Origin of the sequence: Enterococcus sp. 6D12_DIV0197 (genome assembly GCF_002174385.1) — a bacterium.
In the GTDB taxonomy this organism is placed as follows: domain Bacteria; phylum Bacillota; class Bacilli; order Lactobacillales; family Enterococcaceae; genus Enterococcus_D; species Enterococcus_D casseliflavus.
In genome coordinates, this window is record NZ_NIBN01000001.1 from 2,088,684 (window position 1) to 2,109,026 (window position 20,343).

20 protein-coding genes and 1 pseudogene are annotated in these 20,343 nt (G+C 42.4%); 15 read left to right on the forward strand and 6 right to left on the reverse strand.

Going from position 1 to position 20,343, the window contains the following annotated elements:
* Nucleotides 1-3 precede the first annotated feature (3 nt).
* From A5867_RS09615 to A5867_RS09625, 3 genes and pseudogenes are all read left to right on the forward strand, one after another.
* Nucleotides 4-1,470: a glycoside hydrolase family 43 protein gene (locus A5867_RS09615; RefSeq protein WP_087627487.1), complete on the forward strand. Its 1,467-nt coding sequence runs from the start codon at nt 4-6 to the stop codon at nt 1,468-1,470.
* A 19-nt stretch (nt 1,471-1,489) separates the two neighbouring features.
* Nucleotides 1,490-3,706: pseudogene (bglX, locus tag A5867_RS09620) on the forward strand (beta-glucosidase BglX); the annotation flags it as partial.
* Between the two features lie 304 nt (nt 3,707-4,010).
* Nucleotides 4,011-4,715, forward strand: coding sequence for a flavodoxin (locus tag A5867_RS09625; protein WP_087627489.1), 705 nt, complete (start codon nt 4,011-4,013; stop codon nt 4,713-4,715).
* A gap of 212 nt (nt 4,716-4,927) precedes the next feature.
* Here the strand turns inward: A5867_RS09625 and A5867_RS09630 are convergent, their stop codons facing one another.
* The gene (locus A5867_RS09630; protein ID WP_170927526.1) at nt 4,928-5,116 is read right to left on the reverse strand and encodes a hypothetical protein; all 189 of its coding nucleotides are present in this window, start codon (nt 5,114-5,116) and stop codon (nt 4,928-4,930) included.
* A gap of 288 nt (nt 5,117-5,404) precedes the next feature.
* On the opposite strand from A5867_RS09630, the gene A5867_RS09635 reads away from it, so the two are divergent.
* From A5867_RS09635 to A5867_RS09650, 4 genes are all read left to right on the forward strand, one after another.
* Nucleotides 5,405-6,286: a LysR family transcriptional regulator gene (locus tag A5867_RS09635; RefSeq protein WP_087627490.1), complete on the forward strand. Its 882-nt coding sequence runs from the start codon at nt 5,405-5,407 to the stop codon at nt 6,284-6,286.
* A 166-nt stretch (nt 6,287-6,452) separates the two neighbouring features.
* Nucleotides 6,453-7,019, forward strand: a complete 567-nt coding sequence (locus A5867_RS09640) for a flavodoxin (protein ID WP_087627491.1) — start codon at nt 6,453-6,455, stop codon at nt 7,017-7,019.
* Nucleotides 6,988-7,332 (forward strand): carboxymuconolactone decarboxylase family protein, encoded by a 345-nt coding sequence (locus A5867_RS09645; protein ID WP_087627492.1) that lies wholly within the window; start codon nt 6,988-6,990, stop codon nt 7,330-7,332. The genes A5867_RS09640 and A5867_RS09645 overlap by 32 nt, the downstream gene beginning before the upstream one ends.
* Complete coding sequence (locus A5867_RS09650; protein WP_086338231.1) at nt 7,333-7,752, forward strand: cupin domain-containing protein; 420 nt, start codon at nt 7,333-7,335, stop codon at nt 7,750-7,752. It abuts the gene before it with no gap.
* A 222-nt stretch (nt 7,753-7,974) separates the two neighbouring features.
* Here A5867_RS09650 and A5867_RS09655 read toward each other — a convergent pair whose 3' ends face one another.
* The gene (locus A5867_RS09655; protein WP_087627493.1) at nt 7,975-8,829 is read right to left on the reverse strand and encodes a LysR family transcriptional regulator; all 855 of its coding nucleotides are present in this window, start codon (nt 8,827-8,829) and stop codon (nt 7,975-7,977) included.
* A 117-nt stretch (nt 8,830-8,946) separates the two neighbouring features.
* Between A5867_RS09655 and A5867_RS09660 the strand changes: the two genes are divergently transcribed.
* The 8 genes from A5867_RS09660 (at nt 8,947) to A5867_RS09695 (ending at nt 17,303) form a co-directional block, all read left to right on the forward strand.
* Nucleotides 8,947-9,861 (forward strand): acyltransferase domain-containing protein, encoded by a 915-nt coding sequence (locus A5867_RS09660; protein WP_087627494.1) that lies wholly within the window; start codon nt 8,947-8,949, stop codon nt 9,859-9,861.
* Between the two features lie 5 nt (nt 9,862-9,866).
* Nucleotides 9,867-11,513, forward strand: coding sequence for a malonate decarboxylase subunit alpha (gene mdcA / locus A5867_RS09665; RefSeq protein ID WP_015509676.1), 1,647 nt, complete (start codon nt 9,867-9,869; stop codon nt 11,511-11,513).
* A 25-nt stretch (nt 11,514-11,538) separates the two neighbouring features.
* The gene (locus tag A5867_RS09670) at nt 11,539-11,838 is read left to right on the forward strand and encodes a malonate decarboxylase subunit delta (protein ID WP_005226050.1); all 300 of its coding nucleotides are present in this window, start codon (nt 11,539-11,541) and stop codon (nt 11,836-11,838) included.
* Nucleotides 11,828-13,510: a biotin-independent malonate decarboxylase subunit beta gene (gene mdcD, locus A5867_RS09675; protein WP_087627495.1), complete on the forward strand. Its 1,683-nt coding sequence runs from the start codon at nt 11,828-11,830 to the stop codon at nt 13,508-13,510. Before A5867_RS09670 ends, mdcD begins: the two co-directional genes overlap by 11 nt.
* A gap of 3 nt (nt 13,511-13,513) precedes the next feature.
* Nucleotides 13,514-14,107 (forward strand): malonate decarboxylase holo-ACP synthase, encoded by a 594-nt coding sequence (locus A5867_RS09680; RefSeq protein ID WP_005231351.1) that lies wholly within the window; start codon nt 13,514-13,516, stop codon nt 14,105-14,107.
* Between the two features lie 24 nt (nt 14,108-14,131).
* Entirely contained in the window at nt 14,132-15,217 is a 1,086-nt protein-coding gene (locus A5867_RS09685; protein ID WP_010748325.1) for an acyltransferase family protein, read from the forward strand.
* A 12-nt stretch (nt 15,218-15,229) separates the two neighbouring features.
* Nucleotides 15,230-16,087 (forward strand): triphosphoribosyl-dephospho-CoA synthase, encoded by an 858-nt coding sequence (locus A5867_RS09690; RefSeq protein ID WP_087627496.1) that lies wholly within the window; start codon nt 15,230-15,232, stop codon nt 16,085-16,087.
* A 172-nt stretch (nt 16,088-16,259) separates the two neighbouring features.
* A complete protein-coding gene (locus A5867_RS09695) occupies nt 16,260-17,303 on the forward strand; it encodes an AI-2E family transporter (protein ID WP_087627497.1) in 1,044 nt (347 codons plus the stop codon).
* Nucleotides 17,304-17,374: 71 nt separating this feature from the next.
* On the opposite strand, the gene A5867_RS09700 is transcribed toward A5867_RS09695, so the two are convergent.
* The 4 genes from A5867_RS09700 to A5867_RS09715 all read right to left on the reverse strand — a co-directional run bounded on the left by A5867_RS09700 (nt 17,375) and on the right by A5867_RS09715 (nt 20,266).
* Entirely contained in the window at nt 17,375-17,851 is a 477-nt protein-coding gene (locus A5867_RS09700) for a GNAT family N-acetyltransferase (RefSeq protein ID WP_087627498.1), read from the reverse strand.
* Nucleotides 17,852-18,028: 177 nt separating this feature from the next.
* Nucleotides 18,029-18,253: a hypothetical protein gene (locus A5867_RS09705; protein ID WP_005226057.1), complete on the reverse strand. Its 225-nt coding sequence runs from the start codon at nt 18,251-18,253 to the stop codon at nt 18,029-18,031.
* A gap of 157 nt (nt 18,254-18,410) precedes the next feature.
* Nucleotides 18,411-19,376 (reverse strand): Gfo/Idh/MocA family oxidoreductase, encoded by a 966-nt coding sequence (locus A5867_RS09710; protein ID WP_087627499.1) that lies wholly within the window; start codon nt 19,374-19,376, stop codon nt 18,411-18,413.
* Nucleotides 19,373-20,266 (reverse strand): MurR/RpiR family transcriptional regulator, encoded by an 894-nt coding sequence (locus A5867_RS09715; protein WP_010748330.1) that lies wholly within the window; start codon nt 20,264-20,266, stop codon nt 19,373-19,375. Before A5867_RS09715 ends, A5867_RS09710 begins: the two co-directional genes overlap by 4 nt.
* Nucleotides 20,267-20,343: the final 77 nt, after the last annotated feature.

Consider the following 20,343-nt stretch of genomic DNA (forward strand, 5'->3'; position numbering starts at 1 on the left):
ACAATGAAGTATACCAATCCAATTATCAAAGGATTTCATCCTGATCCGAGTATCTGTTTCGATGGGAAATCCTACTATATAGTCTGTTCAAGTTTTGAATTTTTTCCTTGTCTGCCGATTTTTGAAAGCCAGGATCTGCTCAATTGGCATTTTAAGCAGTATGCGATTGATTGTCCGGATCATATCAATCTGAAAGAAATCAGCAACTCGATGGGACTTTTTGCCCCAACGATCCGCTTCTTTGAGGAAACATATTTTCTAGTATGTACAAATGTCACCCAAGGGAATTTCATCTGCCATACGAAAAACCTTGACCATGGTTGGTCTGATCCAATCTGGATCGATTGTCCTTTTGGGATCGATCCCTCAATTTCATTTATTGATGGCCGATTTTTCTTCCAACTTGCTGCATCAATGAAAGGGAAAAACAGCATTCTACAATTTGAAATCGATCCTTACAGCGGGAAAATGCTGACAGATCCGGTAGAAATCAGCCAAGGTTGCGGTGGACGCGACGCAGAAGCACCGCATCTATTCAAGAAAGACGAATGGTACTATCTTGTATTGGCAGAAGGTGGCACAAGAGAAGGCCATATGGTAACGATTCAAAGAAGCAAATCAATCAATGGTCCGTATGAAGGAGCTAATACGAATCCTATCCTCTCTAATAGAGATATCAAATCGAGGCTTCAAGCCGTAGGGCACGCAGATTTCTTTCAAGACAAAAAAGGTTCTTGGTGGCTGACAGCTCTTGCGACTAGGCCCAACCGTCATTTCACCCTGCTTGGTCGTGAAACGATTTTATTACCTGTAGAGTGGATAGATGGTTGGCCAGTTGTCAATCAGACAGGGAATGCATCGGTTGAAGTTGAAACAGATCGTTTTTCAAAAAGCGTTAAGCAGCGGAATGAACTAGTACCTTTTCTCTGCAAGAAGTTGCAGAGTGTACGTTTGCCAATTGATTATACGTATGATACTGATTTGATCATTGATAACTTACCGACTCGTTTAGGAACTTCTAAGGACGAGCCCATTGCCTTTTTGTCCTTATGTCAAGCTGATACTACCTGCTGCTTTGAAACCACTTTGATGGTCGACGAATGTCAGGAGGGGACTTTTGGTATAGCAATCTACAAGGATGACTTGCATTTTTGCCAATTTGGATTGCGAAAAACAAAACACCAAACAGAACTTTTTGGCAGGAAAAACATCTTTGATTTACTTCTGTATCGATCCAATAATTTAAAAGATAGAGAGCGGTTGACTCTGAAATTGTCTGGAGACAGCAACAGCTACCACCTGCTGATTTTAGATGAAACGAATACAGTAGTGTTCAAAGATCAAATCGCTGTACGTCATTTTACAAATGAATGTTCTGACTCAAAATTTACCGGTGTCCAGTTAGGAGTCTTTGCAGAAGCAGCTACAGGAAAGACTCGATTCATCACACCAGAACTAAGATGTCAATAGAAAAAACTATGCGAGGAGTAATAATATGAAAAATCAAACACTGGTACAATTAGTCAACCAACTGAGCTTAGACGAAAAAATCGGCCAATTGGTGCAGTTATCTGGAGAATTCTTTCACGGAAGCGATTTGTCTTTGGGTCCTCAGCAAAAACTTGGTATCGAACAACAAACCATCGATGTTGTCGGTTCGGTATTGAACGTCACAGGTGCCCAAGTAACTCGAAAGATTCAAACAGACTACTTAAGAAAAAGTCGACACAAAATCCCACTATTGTTCATGGCAGATATCATCTATGGATACCGAACAGTCTTTCCGATCCCTCTGGGATTGGGAGCAACATGGAATCCAGCATTGATTCAAAGCGCCTATCAAGCCGCAGCACAAGAAGCAAGAGCGGCTGGTGCACACGTAACATATGCACCAATGGTCGACTTAGTACGCGATGCTCGATGGGGGCGATGCTTGGAGTCGACAGGGGAGGATCCGCTGCTAAATGCTGATTTTGCGAAAGCAATGGTAGAAGGCATTCAGCAAGAAAAAGGGGGAACACTGCTCGGAATCGCTGCCTGTGTTAAACATTTTGCTGCTTATGGTGCAGCAGAAGGAGGACGAGATTATAATACAGTTGATATGAGCGAACGCAAACTGCGTCAAGACTACTTAAGCGGCTATAAAGCGGCTGTCGAGGCAGGATGCAAACTAGTCATGACTTCTTTTAACACGTATGATGGTATTCCCGCTACTGCTAATCAATTTTTGATCAAACAAATTTTAAGAGAAGAATGGCAGTTTGATGGAGTCGTTATTTCGGATTATGCAGCTGTTCAAGAATTAATTCCTCATGGGATTGCTACGGATGATCGAGAAGCGGCCAAATTAGCGATCGAAGCAACAAATGACATCGATATGAAAACCCGATGTTATGCGAAAGAGCTTCGTCCGCTGCTGGAAAGTGGTGCGATCGATCAGCGGTTGATCGATGACGCTGTGTATCATGTCTTGAAACTTAAAAAGGATTTAGGGCTGTTTGAAGATCCCTTCCGTGGCAGTTCAGAAGAAGTAGAAGCTCAAATACTCTTATCCGAAGAGAACCGGAAACTTGCACGAAAAGTTGCTTCCGAAGCGATCGTTTTATTGCAGAATAAGCAAGAGGTACTTCCTCTTACTCCAAAAAAAGAGAAAATATTACTCGTTGGTCCATATGGTGACAACCAAGCAATGATTGGTTTATGGGCAGTACACGGAAAAACAGAGGATGTCACAACATTAAAAACGGCGCTCCAAAATACAGTGTCGGAAAAATATGTTCATTACGAACCAGGTTGTCCGCTTTTAGAAGATGATTCTATACTTGGAGACTTTGGCTATACTGCCAGTGGCAATTCCTCATCAGCTGCACAGCAAGATCTTTGGCTGAAAGAAGCGTTAAAAGCTGGCACTGAGGCAGACATTATTCTTTTTGCTATGGGGGAACACAGTTTGCAAAGTGGGGAAGCTGGCAGTCGAACGGACCTTCATTTACCAGCTGTTCAAAGAGCTTTTATTAAAAAAATGACCGCTCTTGGTAAAAAAAATATCTTGATCAATTTCAGTGGTCGCCCACTGGTGTTAAAAGAAGAAACAAAACAAATGGATGCAATATTACAGGCATGGTTTCCCGGTACAGAAGGAGCACAAGCAATCGTTGACATACTTTTTGGGAAGGTCAATCCTTCTGGTCGTTTAAGTATGAGCTTCCCAGAAGATGTAGGGCAGCTGCCACTTTACTACAATCACTTCAATACTGGAAGACCATTGAACAGCAAGACACATACAGGACGTTTCGTTTCGAAGTATCTGGATTGCTCAAACGAGCCGCTCTTTCCATTTGGTTATGGGTTGAGTTTTGGGGAAGCATCATACCATTCGTTAAAATTGAGTGATTCAACCATGAATGAAACGTTGGAAGCTGAAATTACGATCCGCAACAATTCTGCTTACTCCAGATTGGAGACAGTCCAGCTTTATATCAGAGATCACGTTGGATCGGTAGTTAGGCCAGTGAAAGAATTAAAAAAATATAAAAAAATTTCGTTGTCTCCATACGAAGAAATAACCGTTTTGTTCACGATAACTAAAGAAGATCTTTTTTACTATCAAAAAGATCTGACTTTTGGCGTCGAACCTGGATTGTTTACTTTGTTTATTGGGAAAAATTCTGCAGAAGGTGAAGCAGCGACTTTCGAACTTCTATGAATATATGGTCATTTTCTGACACGAAACGCTTTCTGATCCTTTAACTACTTCTAACATTTCAAACAAGGTACTGTTTTCATTAGGTATTACCTTGTAAAAATATAGATCACAAGGAAAAATGAAAGATAAGACAGGGGAGAGCCGTAAAGCTACGCTTAATGTTTTAAGGCTTCTTATAATGTGCTGATTCTGTGAGAGAAAGGGAAAGGAAACCCTAAAAATCTTTTTTTGCCTTGCCTTAAAGTCCACTTCAAGAATTATACTGGAACTACCAATTTTGGTGGAAAAAGAAAGGAGTAATTCAATGAACAAATGGACAAAAGGACTTTTTCTGACAATGCTTTTTCTAACAGGATGTAGCAGTGATTCAATGAATGACGAGCCAGACATTGGTACAACAGAAACAAGTACTAGTGACACCGTTACGCAACAAATGAGAGAAACAGGGATTGATGGAGAGGCCGATATTTTGATTGCCTATTTCACAAGACCAGAAAATTTAGAGCATGAACCAGCGGTCGAAGCAGTTTCTGGAAGTAGTTTTAATGTAATCGATGACACCTTAGTAGGAGATGTCCAGGTGATAGCAGAAATGATTGCTGAACAGACCGGCGGTGCGTTGTTCTCGATTCAAACAGAAGTAGGTTACCCTAACGTTTACGATGAACATACAGCTTTTGCGACTAGAGAGGTGGAAGAAGATGCCCGACCAACGTTGATGACTGACGTTGCCGAAATGACTGAAGTGGATGTTCTCTTTATCGGCTTTCCCGTTTGGTGGAACCGTGCCCCAAGAGCCGTTTTAACATTTCTTGAAACCTATGATCTTACGGATAAACAAATCATTCCTTTTGCAACCCATGGGGGAAGTGGACTGACCAATAGTCAAAACGAACTTCAAACGTTGTATCCAGCGTATGACTTTCTGGAAGGCTTTGCAGCAAGAGCGGGAAGTGTTGAAGAGGCTGAACCGAATCTGTTGAATTGGCTCGATGAACTAGGATATTAGCAAAATTTAAGTTTAGTAGCCGTTTCTCAATTGGCTACATGTTCATGATGTACCACAAACCGAAATAATCATAATATAATTATGGTAAACTAATGCAGTTGATTTATGAATCATTTGGGGATGCGCTGATGAATTAGAAGCAAAAGCTCCTACTTATTCCCGAGAATAGTCAGTTTTTCCGATTTATTCGTTCTAGGTTGACTACAATTCTGTTATTTCGGATAAGAAAGGTAGATCATGACCAAAGAGCCGATTAATAGAATCACACCAATAACCGACAATGGCAATACAGGACCATTCCACGGACGTTTGTTCAGCAACGCACGCACTCTAAAGATGAATACTCCAAGTCCGAGTAAAGCGATCGCTACACAAAATAAAAAAATTGATAAATTTAACATCATATTCCTCCAAATCATTGTATGAGGACTCATACCAAGATACTCATACATCCTACGCCAAAAGCCGTAAAAAGCAAGCAGCTGACAAAACTGTTCGTTTAAGCGAACAGTTTTTACATGTTGTTGACGAATCTTTTTACAATTCTGCAATTTCCTACGTTTTTTAGCTAGATTCGCTGGAACAGTGATTCTTTGTTATCATAAGACTTGAAAAGGAGACTGGAGAGGGTGGTTCTCTTTTGTTTCGAACACCTTGAATGCAAAAGAAAAAAATGAGGAGGAGATTTTGTGGAAATTCGGTTATTAAAATATTTCTACGCGATTGCGGAGGAAGGGACGATTTCTCAAGCTGCAGAAGTGCTCCACATCACACAACCGACATTGAGCCGTCAATTAAAGGAATTAGAAGACGAGTTAGGGACGGCACTATTCACTCGTGATAATCGGAAAATGGTTTTAACGGAAGCGGGGCGTTTTTTAAAAAGCCGTGCAGAAGAGATTTTGAGTTTGACAGACCAGACAATGCAAGCGTTTGAAGATCGTAAAAAACATTTGTTTAGCGGTCACTTCACGATTGGTTGTGTGGAAGCAGATAATTCCGATACGCTTTCCTTGATGTTGGAAGAATTTATCAATGACTATCCTGATGTTCGCTTTCATATTCATAGTGGTACGGGAGATGACATCAGCGATCGCCTGGAGAAAGGCTTGTTGGATCTAGCGATCTTGATCGAACCGATTGAAATCGAGAAGTACGAAAAAATCGTTCTTCCACGAAAAGAAACATGGGGCTTTTTGACATCGGCTGATTCTTTTCTTGCGCATAAAGAAGAAATAACACCCGAAGACATCAAAGGTGTGCCTTTATTGATCTCCAAGCGTCCAGAAGTACAGCAAATGTTCAGTCAATGGTCGAAGACACCAGTGGAAGAGTTGCCGATCGTGGGCACCTACAATTTAATATTCAATGTCTTTTCCTTAGTAGTAAACCATGTTGGTTCGGCATTGACCATCAGCGGAGCAGTCGGAGAACGAAGGAATGAGGCAATCAAGTTTCTACCTTTAGTACCACAAATCGAGACCAGCTGTGTATTGGTCTGGAAAAAGAATCGTGTGCTGTCACCAGTCGTTATCGAGTTTATTCGGCGATTTCGCGATTCCTTTCAATAGTCTCAGTGTAAACATCAAATGAAGCGGTGATATCCGCTTCTTTTTTGTATATCGAAACCAGCTATGCTTTGTAAGCATAAGGTCTTGTGTGAAAAAGCATTAGCCAATCCAACTCGATTGGCTTACCATTAAATCTATCAGGAAACAAAGAGTAGGAGGTGACACAATGGCGGCAATACTTGTTTGTTCACGAGCTGGTGAAAATCTGATTGAGGGACAGCTAAAAAAACTGGGCTTAGGAAATACGCAGATTCTAGCAGAGAAACTGTCAGAGCAGCTGCAATGCCCCCTTTATCCCCTTGCCCCTGTGGAACCTTATCCTGAAAGCTATCAGGTGATGGTCGAACAAGCACAGAAAGAAAAAGCTACTAATGATTTTCCCCGTTATCAAACAGTACCGTCTGCGTTTTTTAAAGAACGGGTACTATTTGTTGGATTTCCCAACTGGTGGGGGAGCTATCCGAGGATCGTGGCGAGTTTTTTAAAAGACCATCATTTCGATGGGAAGATTATTTTTCCCTTTTGTACTCATGAAGGCTCAGGATTCGGCAATAGCCTAGAAGACTTTAAAAAAACTTGTCCTAAAGCCCTCATATATCCTGGATTAGCCATCCGTGGTTCACGAGTGAATAAGGCGAATACTGCCATTCAAAATTGGGTGAGCCAGCATTTTATCACAATAGAAGAAGGAGTCGATCAATATGGTAAAGAAACAAACTGCAGGAAGAGATAATCTAGGGTCATTTGCGCCGAAATTTGCGCAATTAAATGATGATGTGTTATTTGGTGAAGTTTGGTCACGTGAGGAAGAATTGGCTCCTCATACAAGAAGTTTATTAACGATATCTGCCTTGATTTCGGGTGGCAATTTTGAACAATTGACTGCCCACCTGACGATTGGCAAAAAAAACGGGATCACTGTAGAGGAAATTGCAGAAGTAATCACTCATCTGGCTTTCTATGTTGGCTGGCCCAAAGCTTGGTCTGCTTTTAACATCGCCAAAACGGTTTATCAAGAAGAGCTAGCTGAATTGGAGGAAAAATAAATGTCAGAACTCGATGCAGCAAAAGAAGCTGGAATCTTTTCATTAGGGAACACAAATGACGCCTATGCACAATATTTTAGCGGTCAGAGTTACTTGAATCCTTTAGTAGCTGATCCAGCGATTCCAGTCAACGTTGGCAATGTGACTTTTGAACCAGGTTGCCGCAACAATTGGCATCGGCATATTGATGGTGGGTATCAATTGTTGTTGGTGACTTCAGGAGAAGGCTGGTACCAAGAAGCAGGAAAGAAACCGCAAAAACTTACTGTTGGTGATGTCGTAGTCATCAAGGAAGGGGTCAAACATTGGCATGGTGCATCAAAAAATAGTTGGTTTGCCCATGTAGCGATTACTGCTGGTGCTTCAGAATGGTTAGAAGCAGTCAGTGATGAAGAATACGATCAATTGCCCGATGCATAAGCGATGATAAGGCAGCCGTACTGGAAGGCGTGTAACAAATCTTATGGGGTCTCACCTGACTGGGACAGCCAGTAGTGTGGCTAGTCAAAAGAGATCGAAGTGATCAATGTGATCAATGTGAATGAATGTACGGTCGAGCCGATGATTCAACCTTTGTAAATAGGAAAGAAAAAAGAAGCGTCCACTTGCACAGCTAACGTGCGAATGGACGCTTCTTTTTGTTTAGCCAAGATAAAATTCAATCAACGTTTTTGCAATTAGTTTTGTCATGGGATGACCTTTAGTAAAGCTTGATGCTAAATAAATGGTCCTTGATAAGGGGAAATCTGCTAGTTCACGTAAAACGAAAGGCGCCTGATCTTCATAGCCCCAAGTAATTTTAGGAAAGAACGTGATTCCTAGTCCTTGATTGATAAGGGAGCGCAGTGTCGCTGGATCGTCCGTCGTTGAACCGATAGCCAAACTGATTTTTTTTGCTTCAAAAGTTTCGTCGATGGTTCTACGCAGCGGGCTGTTTTCAACCAGCATCAGCAAAGGCACGTGTTGGATATCGGCAACTTGCAAGTCTTTTTTTTCTGCCAAGGGATGCTTTTGGGGGATCGCCAGTAAGATGGGTTCCGTGAATATTGGCAGATTGGTCAAGCCGTTCTTTGGCTCAGAGGTAATGTAGAAGGCTTGTTCTTTGTTGGTCTCCTTACTGCCGTGCTGCTTGATCGAAAGTTGGATCTCAGGGTGCTTTTCAACGAATGTCGCCACCAAGTTGGGCAAGGAAACAGAAGCGACTTCAGAGTAAATCGTCACTGCAGGGACCATTTCTCCATTTAAGGCTTGGATCGCACTCATTCCTTCGTCGAAACGTGCTAACGTCTCAACGACATAGGGATAAAATTCTTCAGCATACATCGTCAACTCGATATGCCGACCGGCATGATAGAACAAAGGAACGCCTAGTTCACTTTCTAGGTGTTTCATGGCACGGCTCAAGGCAGGTTGTGAGATGTATAATTCTTGTGCAGATTGGGTAATATTTTTCGATTCGGCTACTTTTTTAAAGTAGCGTAAATGATCAAGGTTCATCAGATACTCCTCTTTCCATACCTTTTGGTTATGGATATTCACGAAACTGGTATTTTTTATTATAACAAACTTCCGTTATTATGACACAGGAAAGAGAAATTGTTTAGGAGGTGTTTCATGAGTACAGGTTTCTTATACCCAGGACAAGGCAGTCAGACCAGCAAGATGCTTGAGGACGTGCCTGCCAGTTATTTCCATCGGCTAGAACAGGCGACAGGCTTTGATTTACACCCTGTATCGGGGGATCTCAAACAAGATACCGTCTCTATTCAGTTGGCCCTTTTAGTAAAAGCGGCTTTTTACACGGACCAGATGAAAGCATCTGATGTGCAACCTCAGCTTGTGGCGGGGCATTCGATTGGCGCTTTTTCCGCTGCGTTAGCTTGTGAAAGCTTGAGTTTCGAAAATGCCGCTAGCTTGGTCTATCATCGGGCGACATTGATGAAAGAAGCCTATCCGACTGATTATGCCATGGGGGTACTGGTTGGTGTAACGAGAAGTGAAGCAGAAGCGCTCGTGGCAAAAACATTTGATCCTGCTGCTCCCGTCTATTTATCAAATGAAAATTGCCCCATGCAGCATACGATCTCTGGTCATATCAAAGGCTTGCGCAAGACGCTAGCTCAAGCGAAAGATTATCATGCGCAAACCGCCAAACTTTTAGCAGTGCCTGTCCCGTCCCATTGTGTGTTGATGGCAGAACCCGTGAAACGGTTTGCGCCATTTATGAACACGGTATTCCTTGATGTGCCTATCTGTCCCTACCTCAAAAATACGGATGGTCGGATGACCATGAACCCTGAAGAGATCCGTCGAGATTTGCTGCAAAATATTGCTTATCCGGTGCAGTGGAACAAGATCATGGATGTTGCCTACGAAGCAGGACTTGATTTGGCTCTTGAATTTCCTCCTGGCAATACCCTAACAAAACTGATCCAAGCAAAATTTGGTGAAAACAAAGCGATCCGTGTGATCAATTTGGATCAACATGGCTTGGATGATGCTTTATTCCTATATCAAAAATGGAGATGAATAGAATGGAAAAACCTGCAAGAAACTGGGCAAGTAAACGTGAAAAGAAGGCCCAAACCATGAAAAAAATCGAGCATCTTCTCGATGGAAAATATGTCCCAACGGAAGCGATCATTGAAGTCTTAGAACAGTTGATCCGTCCGGGAGACAAAGTGGTCCTTGAAGGCGACAATCAAAAACAAGCAAGCTTCCTATCAAAAAGCTTAGAACAAGTCGATGCTCAAAAAGTCAATAATTTGCATATGATCATGTCGAGTATCTCCCGTCCAGAACATTTGACGATATTTGAAAAAGGCATTGCAGCGAAAATCGATTTTTCTTATGCAGGCGCACAAAGTACGCGCGTTGCCCAAATGATTGAAGACAAAACTATGAAATTAGGGGACATTCATACGTATTTGGAATTATATGGTCGCTTATTTATTGACTTGATTCCGAATGTGGTCCTTGTGGCGGCGGACAAAGCCGATCGCCAAGGAAATCTTTATACAGGTTACAATACGGAAGAAACGCCAACGATCGTCGAAGCAGCAGCCTTTAAAGATGGGATTGTGATCGTTCAAGTTAATGAAGTGGTCGATCGTTTGCCGCGGGTCGACATTCCCAGCGATTGGATCGATGTCGTCGTGGTAGCAGACCAACCGTATCAATTAGAAGCCCTCTTTACGAGAGATCCGCAAAACATTACGGAATTACAAATTTTGATGGCGATGATGGCATTAAAAGGAATCTATGCAGAACATGAAGTACAATCGTTGAATCATGGGATCGGTTTTAACACCGCTGCGATCGAGTTACTTTTACCAACCTATGGAGAAACGCTTGGAATTAAAGGAAAAGTAGCGAAAAACTGGGTCTTGAATCCTCATCCAACGATGATTCCAGCTATCGAATCTGGTTGGGTCGAAAGCATCCACAGTTTTGGTGGGGAAGTTGGTATGGAAAAATATATTGCCGCTCGACCCGATGTATTCTTTGTCGGAAAAGACGGCACGATGCGCAGCAATCGAGCATTATCACAAACTGCAGGTCAATATGCCATCGATATGTTTATCGGTTCGACCTTACAACTAGATTATCAAGGAAATTCTTCTACAGTGACGAAAGGCCGCTTATCTGGGTTTGGTGGTGCACCAAATATGGGGCATAATCCGGGGGGCCGTCGGCATTCGACTCCAGCTTGGCAATCCTTGCGGGATGAAACAGATCCTTTAGCAAAAGGACAAAAATTAGTCGTTCAAATGGTTGAAACGTATGGGTCCAATAAAAAACCTGTTTTTGTAGAAACGTTAGATGCGTTGGCTGTCCAAAAGCAAGCTGGTTTAGCCAATGCCCCAATTATGATCTATAGCGAAGATACGACGCATATCGTGACAGAAGAAGGCATCGCTTATCTTTATAAAGCAAACTCAAAAGAGGAAAAACAAGCAGCAATCGCAGCCATCGGTGGTGTAACCCCACTAGGAATGACCAGCACAAAAGCTTCTCTGGATGCCTTGCGCAAAGCGGGAATCGTGAAATTACCAGAAGACTTAGGGATCAAACGCAGTGATGCCAAACGATCATTGCTAGCAGCTCAAACCGTTGATGATTTGATCGAATGGTCCGATGGGTTGTATGAACCGCCAATGAAATTCAGAACGTGGTCTTAATAAGAGCAAGAGGAGAGAAGAAGAGATGGAAAAATTAGCTTATACGTATCAAACAACGAAACCAGTCACCAAAAAAGTCCATGTTGGCGTGGTTGGTTCTGGTGACTTGGAAATTCTGCTTTTTCCAACGGACAAACAAGAAACCACCGTTTCAGTGTGTACAGGAAGTGACGGCTTTGGCGATGTGTGGCAAAATGTCTTGACACGTTTTTTTGAGCGCTATCCAATCAGTGCGCAAATAGTGATCAACGACTTTGGCGCCACTCCCGGTGTGGTTTACCTACGATTAACCCAAGCAATGGAGGAACTAGCAGATGAAGAATAGTTTTGTAGAATTAAATGCCCGAGAACGGGTGCACGCATTATTGGATGTCAAGAGCGGTCGTGAATTGATCGATCCATTCGACCAAATGATCGCACCCAATCTGGTGGCTCAAGACATCGTGCCACAAAGCGATGATGGGATCGTTGTTTGCCGTGGAACGATTTCTGGAGAAAACGTGGTCGTGATCGCTATGGAAGGGAAATTCCAAGGTGGCGGTATCGGTGAAGTTTCTGGTGCTAAAATCATCGCTGCATTGACGCATGTGTTGGAAGAAAACCAAAAGGGCAATCCGATCACACCGATCATCATCCTAGATACTGGTGGGGTACGCCTCCAAGAAGCGAATTACGGCTTATTGTCGATCGCAGAAATCGGCAATTTGATCGTTGCAATAAAATCGTATGTGCCAGTGATTGGCTTAGTGCCAGGTCGGGTGGGTTCTTTTGGCGGTATGTCGATTACCTCAGCACTTATGAGCTACTTGATAGCGACGAAGAAAGCCCGTATCGGTTTGAACGGTCCTGAAGTCATCGAACAAGAAGCTGGCGTGAGAGAATTTGATTCCAGTGATAAAGATTTGATTTGGAATACCATTGGCGCCAAACAACGTTTGGAAGCACAAATGATCGATGAACTAGTGACTGACAGTGTCGAATCGATCCAAGAAGCTGTGATTGCGGCGATGGTTGAAAAGAAAGACAGTCATCGCAGCGAAAAAAGTGGTTTTTATCTTTCTCTTTTAAACGAACTTGATCTATCAAAGCCGCTGACTATCGAGGCATACAATAAGGCTCTTGCAACGCATAAAGCAACTGAAGTGGCACCTATTACTGTAACAGAAGGCCAAGAAGCTGCTGCTGACAGTATCGGTTATCATTGGTTTTCAGCATTGACGAATCTGCAGTTCCCAACCTCAACTAGTGCAACAGTCTATGCAGCTGCATCTGACCTTTTTACTGAAGAAGTCGTTGTTACAGCGATCGTGCCAAACCCAAATAATCCGATGTATCGGGTACGCAATGGAGAAGTTGGTTTAGTCGAAGGGTACGAGATGGGCCACCTGTTAGAGACTGTTTATCAAGAAGACAAAGTTAAAGCAATCAAACGGCCAATCATTGCGGTCATCGATGTCCCTAGCCAAGCGTATGGCTATAATGAAGAATTGATTGGTATTCATGCAGCTTTAGCAAATAGTGCGGCAGCTTATGCCAAACTACGCCAAGCGGGTCATCCAGTGATCGGTTTTATCGCTGGTAATGCGATCTCTGGGGCTTTCTTAGCGCATGGCTTGCAATCAAGTCGTCTGATCGCATTAAATAGTGAAAAGATCACTGTTCAAGCAATGTCAAAAGAAAGTGCAAGTCGGGTCACCAAACGGTCGATTGCCGCGATTGAAGCCGCTGCGGAAAAAGTACCAAGTATTGCTTATGATATCAAAAATTATACGAAACTTGGGGCAATCTTCACTTTCTTATCCTCCATTACGGATCAGTCTGTCACCTCTGAAAGCAAAGCGACTGTAATCGAAGCGATCAATGAGGCGATTGATGATGTGCGTAAAACGAATGACACGATGTTGACCAGTCGCTACACCAATCCGATCGCTAAAAAGAGCGGCCGGCTGGAAACGAATAACGTATTTGAAAAAATGAATGCAGAATGGAATGAGTAACGAATGAACCGTGCCCACGATATCGTTCAATTAGATAAAGAAGTTCTTGATATGATTGATATTCCGAAATGGTTTTCTGAAAAAGAACAGCTTTTTGCGACCGTCCGTCGTGGGAAACCCCGTAACCCCAGCTATTTACCAGTGGGGTTGCGCGGGGAAAAGCGGCAAGAACGGTTTGCCTTTGAGGCACCCTGCAACATGATCAAACGAACGATCCATCCTTGGGAATTGATCACTCGTGAGAGCTTTCGATTCAATGAAGTAGCCAATTATCCAGTTTACCGCAACTATCAACAAGCACGGCTTTTATTGAAGCACTATTCTTGGGGAATCGGTGGCAGCTTGGGTTTTGAATTGGCTGCAAAACAGGCAGCAATCAAGCCGACCAGTGATTTAGATCTGTTGCTTTATGCCGACACGAAAGAAAAGCTGCCACTGGAACTATTGGAAAAGCAGGCAGCCTTTTTTCAACAAATCGATGTTCAAGTTATCACAAAACAAGGCGGGTTTGCCTTAAAGGAGTATTTGGAACATCCATCAAAAAAAATCTTAGTAAAAACAGACGAAGGGCCAAAACTCACCACTGAGATTTGGTAATTATTAGAAAAGTGAGCGAAAAACATGTTTGAGAACAACGATTTAAAAATCAACATCAGTGATTTCCAAAAAGTATTTGCCGTGACAGCAGTAATGATGCAAACGATTTTGACTTTTGCCTTATCCAATACCCAAGATGAAAAGACTGCAGCATTCATCGGTACCTTTTATGTCTTGGTGAAATTTACCGCACCCCTGTTTATTTTTGCTATTGTTTATAACATGGTTAAGACAAGTCAACATCTGTCTTATCTAGAATTTTTGAAAGAAAAGTTTTTTGAACTTGTCGTGCCATATGTGCTTTGGACGACGGCTTATTTATGGCTGTTTCCCGCTGTCCAACAAGGAAAACCTTATACTGATACAGCAACGTTTTTACTGAAATATGTGACGGGGGATGCGGCGCCACACTTGTGGTATACGATCATGATGCTGCAGATCCAATTGTTGATGCCGTTTTTTGTCTGGTTAGGTTACAAAGTGTTGACGAAGAAAAAAGCTGTTTGGCCAGTATTGATCGTCGCAACTGCTTTGTATGTCGCTTGGTATGTGTTTTACGATCGCCAAGTTTTTGAAGGACCGCATCATGAAAGCTGGTATTTATTGGATCGGTTTGTCTTTAGCTTTGTGATCTATGGGATCTATGGCGAAGCCGCTTTGATTTATCACGAAACCGTCTATCGCTTCCTATACAAGATTCGCTATGCTTTCTTGCCAGTGGGCTTAGCATTAGGGCTATTATCTGCCAATCATCTGCTACATTATGCAGGTGATCTAAGTTTCGCTCATGCACCGTATTTAAATACATTGCAAAGCTTATATAGCTTAGTATTGATTTTTGCAGTCTTTATGTTTGGATCAACCATGATCAAAAACAATGCCCCACAGTTAGGGACGTTTAAGTGGCTGTCTACTTATGCGTATCGGACCTATCTTGCCAATGTTTTTGTCTTTCAAGTCTTGTTGCTATGCTTCAAAGATTTATTGCTGCAACTGCCAATGGGCATCATGATCATCGTCGCTTATTTGGCAACTGCCAGCTGTGGTTTTTTAACAAGCTATGTTTTGCATGTTTTATGGGTAACGATCAAAGGTCAAATCAAAAACTAGAGGAGGAGTTGGATGTTTGCATTAGCTGTAGAAGAAAATTGTCGACGACTCGCCCAATTGGTAGAAGAAGCCTTGATTGCAGAAGTGACATTGTCCCCAAAACCTGGGTTAGTGGATGCCATTGATTCAGGTGCCCATCACGACATGGATCGAGCACTCTTTCTACGATCAGCTCGAGCATTGACGCCATACTTTGAAGAAATGGCCTTGGTGTCTTGGGGAAGCAGCATGTCTCAAGAGTTGCGGGAAGCACTCGCTGCAATCGGTCGGAAGGCAGAACAGGCGATGTTGGCAGCCACTTGTGGCATCAACACTCATAAAGGAGCCATCTGGGCATTAGGCTTGCTCATCAGCGCCGTCAGTAGCCAACTAAGTCGCAAACAGCGGATTTTTTTACCAGAAGTCTTTTCTGATATCCAATTTCTCACTGCATTTCCTGATCGTGCGCTGATTCAACAAACAGAAAGTCATGGCAAAACTGTTCAAGCCAAATATGGACATCTCGGTGCGTATGGGGAAGCTGCTGCTGGGTTCCCTCATGTTCAAATCGCTCTAGCGGATTATTTTTCTCGGGATTGTTCCAATGAGACCAAAAAAAGGCTCCACATGCTGTTGGCAATCATCGCTACGCTGGACGATACGTGTATTTTATACCGCAGCAATCAAGAGGTACTGGCACTGGTTCAGCAACTCGCACAAAAAGCCAATCAGCAAGCGTTGCCGAACCCAGCATTTCATGCACTAGCAGCCTTCTGCCAGTCAGAAAATGTGTCTCCCGGCGGCAGTGCTGATCTGTTGGCTGCCAGCTTCTTTTTATTGTCCATCAACTCGGTTTTACCCGTAAACGAAGGAACGACCGTTCACCAATAACTCTTTTCCTTAGAAGAAAGGCAACGATTCTTCTAAGGATTTTTTGTTTCATTTTTTCGCTCGATTAAGAAAAATAAAATCTCTTGCTATTTGCATAGTTTAATGATTAGATAATTCTTAGGCACTACTGAAATGCTTCGTTGCTCCATTGCAACGAATAAAGGAGTTACAGATGAAATACTATAATGCTTTTCTTCAAAATCTTGTGTTGCGGCGCTGGACGGTCCTGTTTATGCTTGCGGGCATTCTTTTTTTGTTTCGCAGTCTGATGACCATTCTTTTGCTGACCTTTATCTTTACGTATCTGATTTATCGGCTGGTTCTTTTGCTCCATCGAAAAAGCCATCTGCCCATCAAGCTTACGAGCATCCTGACCTACAGCTTGATTGTTTTTGTTCTTTATTTAGTAGCAACAAATTATGTACCCATCATCATCAAACAATCCGTCCAATTAGTCAATTCCGTTGCTGATTTCTACCAACGGACAGACTCCAATAATGAATTGATCGAATATGTCTTGAATTTATTGCAGACCAGCGAATACATCCAGAAATTACAAAGCGGCGTTCTAGTCGTGATCAATTATCTGTATAATTTCGGTGAGTTGGCGTTGACTGTGCTGATCTCCTTTCTGCTTAGCTTCTTCTTTATGATCGATAACAAAAAGACCGTTGCGTTTTCTCGGCTGTTTTTGCAAGGGCGAGGGGCGTGGTTCTTTGAAGATGTTTACTATTTAGGAGCTAAGTTTACGCGGGCTTTCGGAAATGTGATCGAGACGCAGTTGGTGATCGCCTTAGTCAATACAGCGATCACTGTTTTCGCCTTAGCGGTGATGGGCTTTCCGCAGCTGTTGAGTTTGGCGTTGATGATTTTCTTTCTCAGCTTGATTCCTGTTGCTGGTGTGATCATCTCGTGTATTCCATTGACGTTTATTGCCTATTCTATCGGCGGATTTAATGACGTGATCTACATTCTATTGATCATAGTGTTTGTTCATGCGTTGGAATCCTATATCTTAAATCCGCGCTTGATGGCTAATAAAACAGAGATCCCGATGTTTTACACGTTTATTCTCCTGTATCTTAGCGAACATCTCTTTGGCTTGTGGGGCTTGATCATCGGGATCCCATTGTTCACTTTCTTTTTAGATTTAATGAATGTGAAAGAGATTCCGCGATTGCGTAAAAAATCCGATGACACCTTGCAGGACCAATAAAAATGATTGCTGTAAAGGATGGCAATTGATAGAAAAAACCATCTCTGCCGATGAAAGGCGAGATGGCTTTTTTATTTCGCAGCAATTTTTTTCGTAAAGGAGACAAAGCAGATTGCTGAAGAGGGGCTTTGAAACCTGCCTGTTGGGAAATACCCCAAAGAATGATAAAAGTGAACCAGTTTGGATTCTTGCAGGATCGTATTCAAACGAATCGTATCTGTTTGTACGTTCCTTTCAATCAAGATCATTGCTTGTCTACCAATCCCGCGGTTCTCGTAGGAGGGAAGAAGGGCGATGGAAGATAGCTTCGTCGTATGTTCCTGCTCAACCGTCAGTTTTAGGAAGCCCACGGTTTTCTGAGCGGTCATGATTAAAAAATAAGTGGTATTCGACGCAGAAAACTTTGCGTTTAGCTTCTCGAAACTTTGTAAATAGGGAGAAGTTTCTTTGTCTTGATAACGGAGAAAGAGGGATTTGAAGGCCGCTTTTTGTATCAAGTAGATTGAAAGCAGATCGGAAAGCTTCGCTTCTTTAAGCTGAATGAGCATGCACACCTCCATAAAAAATCAGACATCATTTATTGAAAGACATTGATTCGGCTTAGCAGATCCTGATGGAAAAGCCATCGATTAGCAGTCTTTCATTGGCTCGTTTCTGTTTTGATCCTTCCCTCAACCACAGCTTCACAAACGAAGAGATCCGCTGGGGTTCGTGCCGTCGTTGTTTTATTGAAAAAGATCATTTATCGATGTCACTAAGTCGTCATAGGTTTGACCGGTAGCGATTGCATAAACGGAAAGCAAAAAGACGAGTGCTGCTGCCAACACGTAAAAAATACGGAGGCGATAGCCGTCACCTGTCCGGCGATTTTTTACAAAAGTAAAAACCGTCACAGCTAGATAAGCGAAGGTCAATAAACAAATAAGATACGTTATAATTTCTGGAGTCATAAGTGTTTTCCTTTCTTTTTTATTTGTATAAAAATATACTCAATAAATATAATATAACCATTTCAATAGCGTCAAAGAAAGCGCTCAATTTTTGACAAAAAAACTGACCGAGTGGTAGCCACTGGTCAGTTCTATTCAAAAACGATGGGGCATGATCTTAATTGTCTTTTTTTTCCGCATCTAGTAAGCTTCTTAGTTCATCTGCTAAAGCGATACAGGCAATACTATCCGTTAAGGACATCAGGGGATTTTCGAGTTGTCCTTGTGCAAGAGCGGTGTGAACTGCTTGAATCTCTGAATGGAAATCATCGATCTCGTACCCAATATCATAGACCGTGTCTTCTTGGTCAATCGTCACGGTAAAAGAAGCGGGGCGATGGAAGTTGGGGATCGTGATTTTCCCTTTTGTTCCTTGTAACTCCGCCACCGTCTCTTTTGTTTGGTCAAATCCGGTCTCAATCACTGCAACGAAGTCTTCACGGACAAAGCGTGCTTCAACGTAGGTATCAACCCCAGTTTCATAAAGGCTGTAATCGATCAATTCAGCAGTTAAATTTTCTGGTGAAAAATCTTGTATAAAGGCTAAGTTATAGATCCCCATATCCAGTAAAGCACCCCCTTGTTTTGGCAGATAATGGTAAGAACTGCCTTCGACTGGTAAATGGCGGCGAAAAGTAGTCGTGACACTTGTTAGCTCACCGATATGACCACCATCCACAAGTTCTTTTAGTTTGCGATACGCTGGGGTGAAGCGTGGCTTCATGGCTTCCATAAAGAAGACTTCGTGTGCTTGAGCTTGTTTTTGTACATCGCGCATTTCTTGTGCAGTCAAGGTTGCTGGTTTTTCACATAAAACAGCTTTTTTCGCTTGAAAGGCTTTGATGATCCATTCATAATGATACAAATGTGGCAAAGCAATATAAACGACATCGATAGTTGGATCATCTAATAGGTTTTGGTAGTCATCAAAGACGGCATCACACGGAAATTTTGCTTGAAACGCTTGCGCTTTTTCCATCGTACGACAAGCAACCCCATAAAGCTGGGCGTCTTGAAAATTTTCTAAACTTGCAGCAAAGCGATTGGCGATATTTCCGGCACCAATAATTCCCCAATTGATCATTTCATTTCCCTCTTTTCTTCAGTTGACGGGTATTCTGAGAGAATCCCTGATTCCAAAACAGTTTGTTTTTTTCTTAACTCGACAATATTTTTTTGGTATTCTTTGGCATACAGCAATGCAAACAGTGAATCTAAAATATACTCAAAGGCGACCTGTGAAGAAAAGGTGCCGACTTTGAGAAAATCACGTTCATCATGAGAAGCGATGATCGCATGGGTCGCTAATGGGATGATTTTCGCATGGGCGTTTCCAGAAATCACGATCACTGGTACCCCGACATCACGAAAGTGCTGCATGATTTTTTCGTATTGCGTATTTTTCCCACGGTAGGTAATAAACACGGCACAATCATTTTGCGTGACGTTCGATGCATTCCACGCATCATCCCCATATTCATCAGCAACGATCAGATACTTATTGATTTTGACCAACTTATTTTGAAAACTTCTTGCCCGGATCTGAGAATCGCCGCGAGCAAATAAGAAAATCCGTTGCGCAGCTTCCAACGATTGCACCACTGCTTCCATCATTTCTGGAGCGACCTGAGCATGGGTTTTGTGGATCGAGTTGATCGTTAGATCGGCCATTTTTTTCAAAATGTCAGGTGTTTGATCCTTAGGCGAAAAGGGAAAATTCGCGTCAACAAAGGTTGGGTTGAACATCTGATTATGGGCAATTTCAGCCAGACCTAAGCGAAAACTTTTAAATCCTTCATACCCCATCTTTTTGGCTAGACGAATGACGGAAGAGTGGGATGTGTATGTATGCTTAGCGATGACTTCAATCGTCAACGAAGGCACATCATTGATATTTTGCAAAATATAATCGGCAATCCGTTTTTCCGTATTGGTCAATCCTTCTTGAAGCCGTAATTTATCTCCTAATAACATCAAACCACCTCTTTCTAATCATAGCCTAGGACAAAGAAAACCAAAAGCAAAAACTGTACCTTTTTGGCAATTTGGTA

Excerpts from the sequence above, each read along its gene's own strand:
- A5867_RS09615 (WP_087627487.1), top strand. The coding sequence starts at position 4 with ATGAAGTATACCAATCCAATTATCAAAGGATTTCATCCTGATCCGAGT.
- A5867_RS09690 (WP_087627496.1), top strand. The coding sequence starts at position 15,230 with ATGTTTGCATTAGCTGTAGAAGAAAATTGTCGACGACTCGCCCAATTG.
- A5867_RS09660 (WP_087627494.1), top strand. The coding sequence starts at position 8,947 with ATGAGTACAGGTTTCTTATACCCAGGACAAGGCAGTCAGACCAGCAAG.
- mdcD (WP_087627495.1), top strand. The coding sequence starts at position 11,828 with ATGAAGAATAGTTTTGTAGAATTAAATGCCCGAGAACGGGTGCACGCA.
- A5867_RS09685 (WP_010748325.1), top strand. The coding sequence starts at position 14,132 with ATGTTTGAGAACAACGATTTAAAAATCAACATCAGTGATTTCCAAAAA.
- A5867_RS09630 (WP_170927526.1), bottom strand. The coding sequence starts at position 5,116 with ATGTTAAATTTATCAATTTTTTTATTTTGTGTAGCGATCGCTTTACTC.
- A5867_RS09655 (WP_087627493.1), bottom strand. The coding sequence starts at position 8,829 with ATGAACCTTGATCATTTACGCTACTTTAAAAAAGTAGCCGAATCGAAA.
- A5867_RS09645 (WP_087627492.1), top strand. The coding sequence starts at position 6,988 with ATGGTAAAGAAACAAACTGCAGGAAGAGATAATCTAGGGTCATTTGCG.
- A5867_RS09680 (WP_005231351.1), top strand. The coding sequence starts at position 13,514 with ATGAACCGTGCCCACGATATCGTTCAATTAGATAAAGAAGTTCTTGAT.
- A5867_RS09705 (WP_005226057.1), bottom strand. The coding sequence starts at position 18,253 with ATGACTCCAGAAATTATAACGTATCTTATTTGTTTATTGACCTTCGCT.
- A5867_RS09625 (WP_087627489.1), top strand. The coding sequence starts at position 4,011 with ATGAACAAATGGACAAAAGGACTTTTTCTGACAATGCTTTTTCTAACA.
- A5867_RS09715 (WP_010748330.1), bottom strand. The coding sequence starts at position 20,266 with ATGTTATTAGGAGATAAATTACGGCTTCAAGAAGGATTGACCAATACG.
- A5867_RS09710 (WP_087627499.1), bottom strand. The coding sequence starts at position 19,376 with ATGATCAATTGGGGAATTATTGGTGCCGGAAATATCGCCAATCGCTTT.
- A5867_RS09695 (WP_087627497.1), top strand. The coding sequence starts at position 16,260 with ATGAAATACTATAATGCTTTTCTTCAAAATCTTGTGTTGCGGCGCTGG.
- A5867_RS09700 (WP_087627498.1), bottom strand. The coding sequence starts at position 17,851 with ATGCTCATTCAGCTTAAAGAAGCGAAGCTTTCCGATCTGCTTTCAATC.
- A5867_RS09650 (WP_086338231.1), top strand. The coding sequence starts at position 7,333 with ATGTCAGAACTCGATGCAGCAAAAGAAGCTGGAATCTTTTCATTAGGG.
- mdcA (WP_015509676.1), top strand. The coding sequence starts at position 9,867 with ATGGAAAAACCTGCAAGAAACTGGGCAAGTAAACGTGAAAAGAAGGCC.
- A5867_RS09670 (WP_005226050.1), top strand. The coding sequence starts at position 11,539 with ATGGAAAAATTAGCTTATACGTATCAAACAACGAAACCAGTCACCAAA.
- A5867_RS09640 (WP_087627491.1), top strand. The coding sequence starts at position 6,453 with ATGGCGGCAATACTTGTTTGTTCACGAGCTGGTGAAAATCTGATTGAG.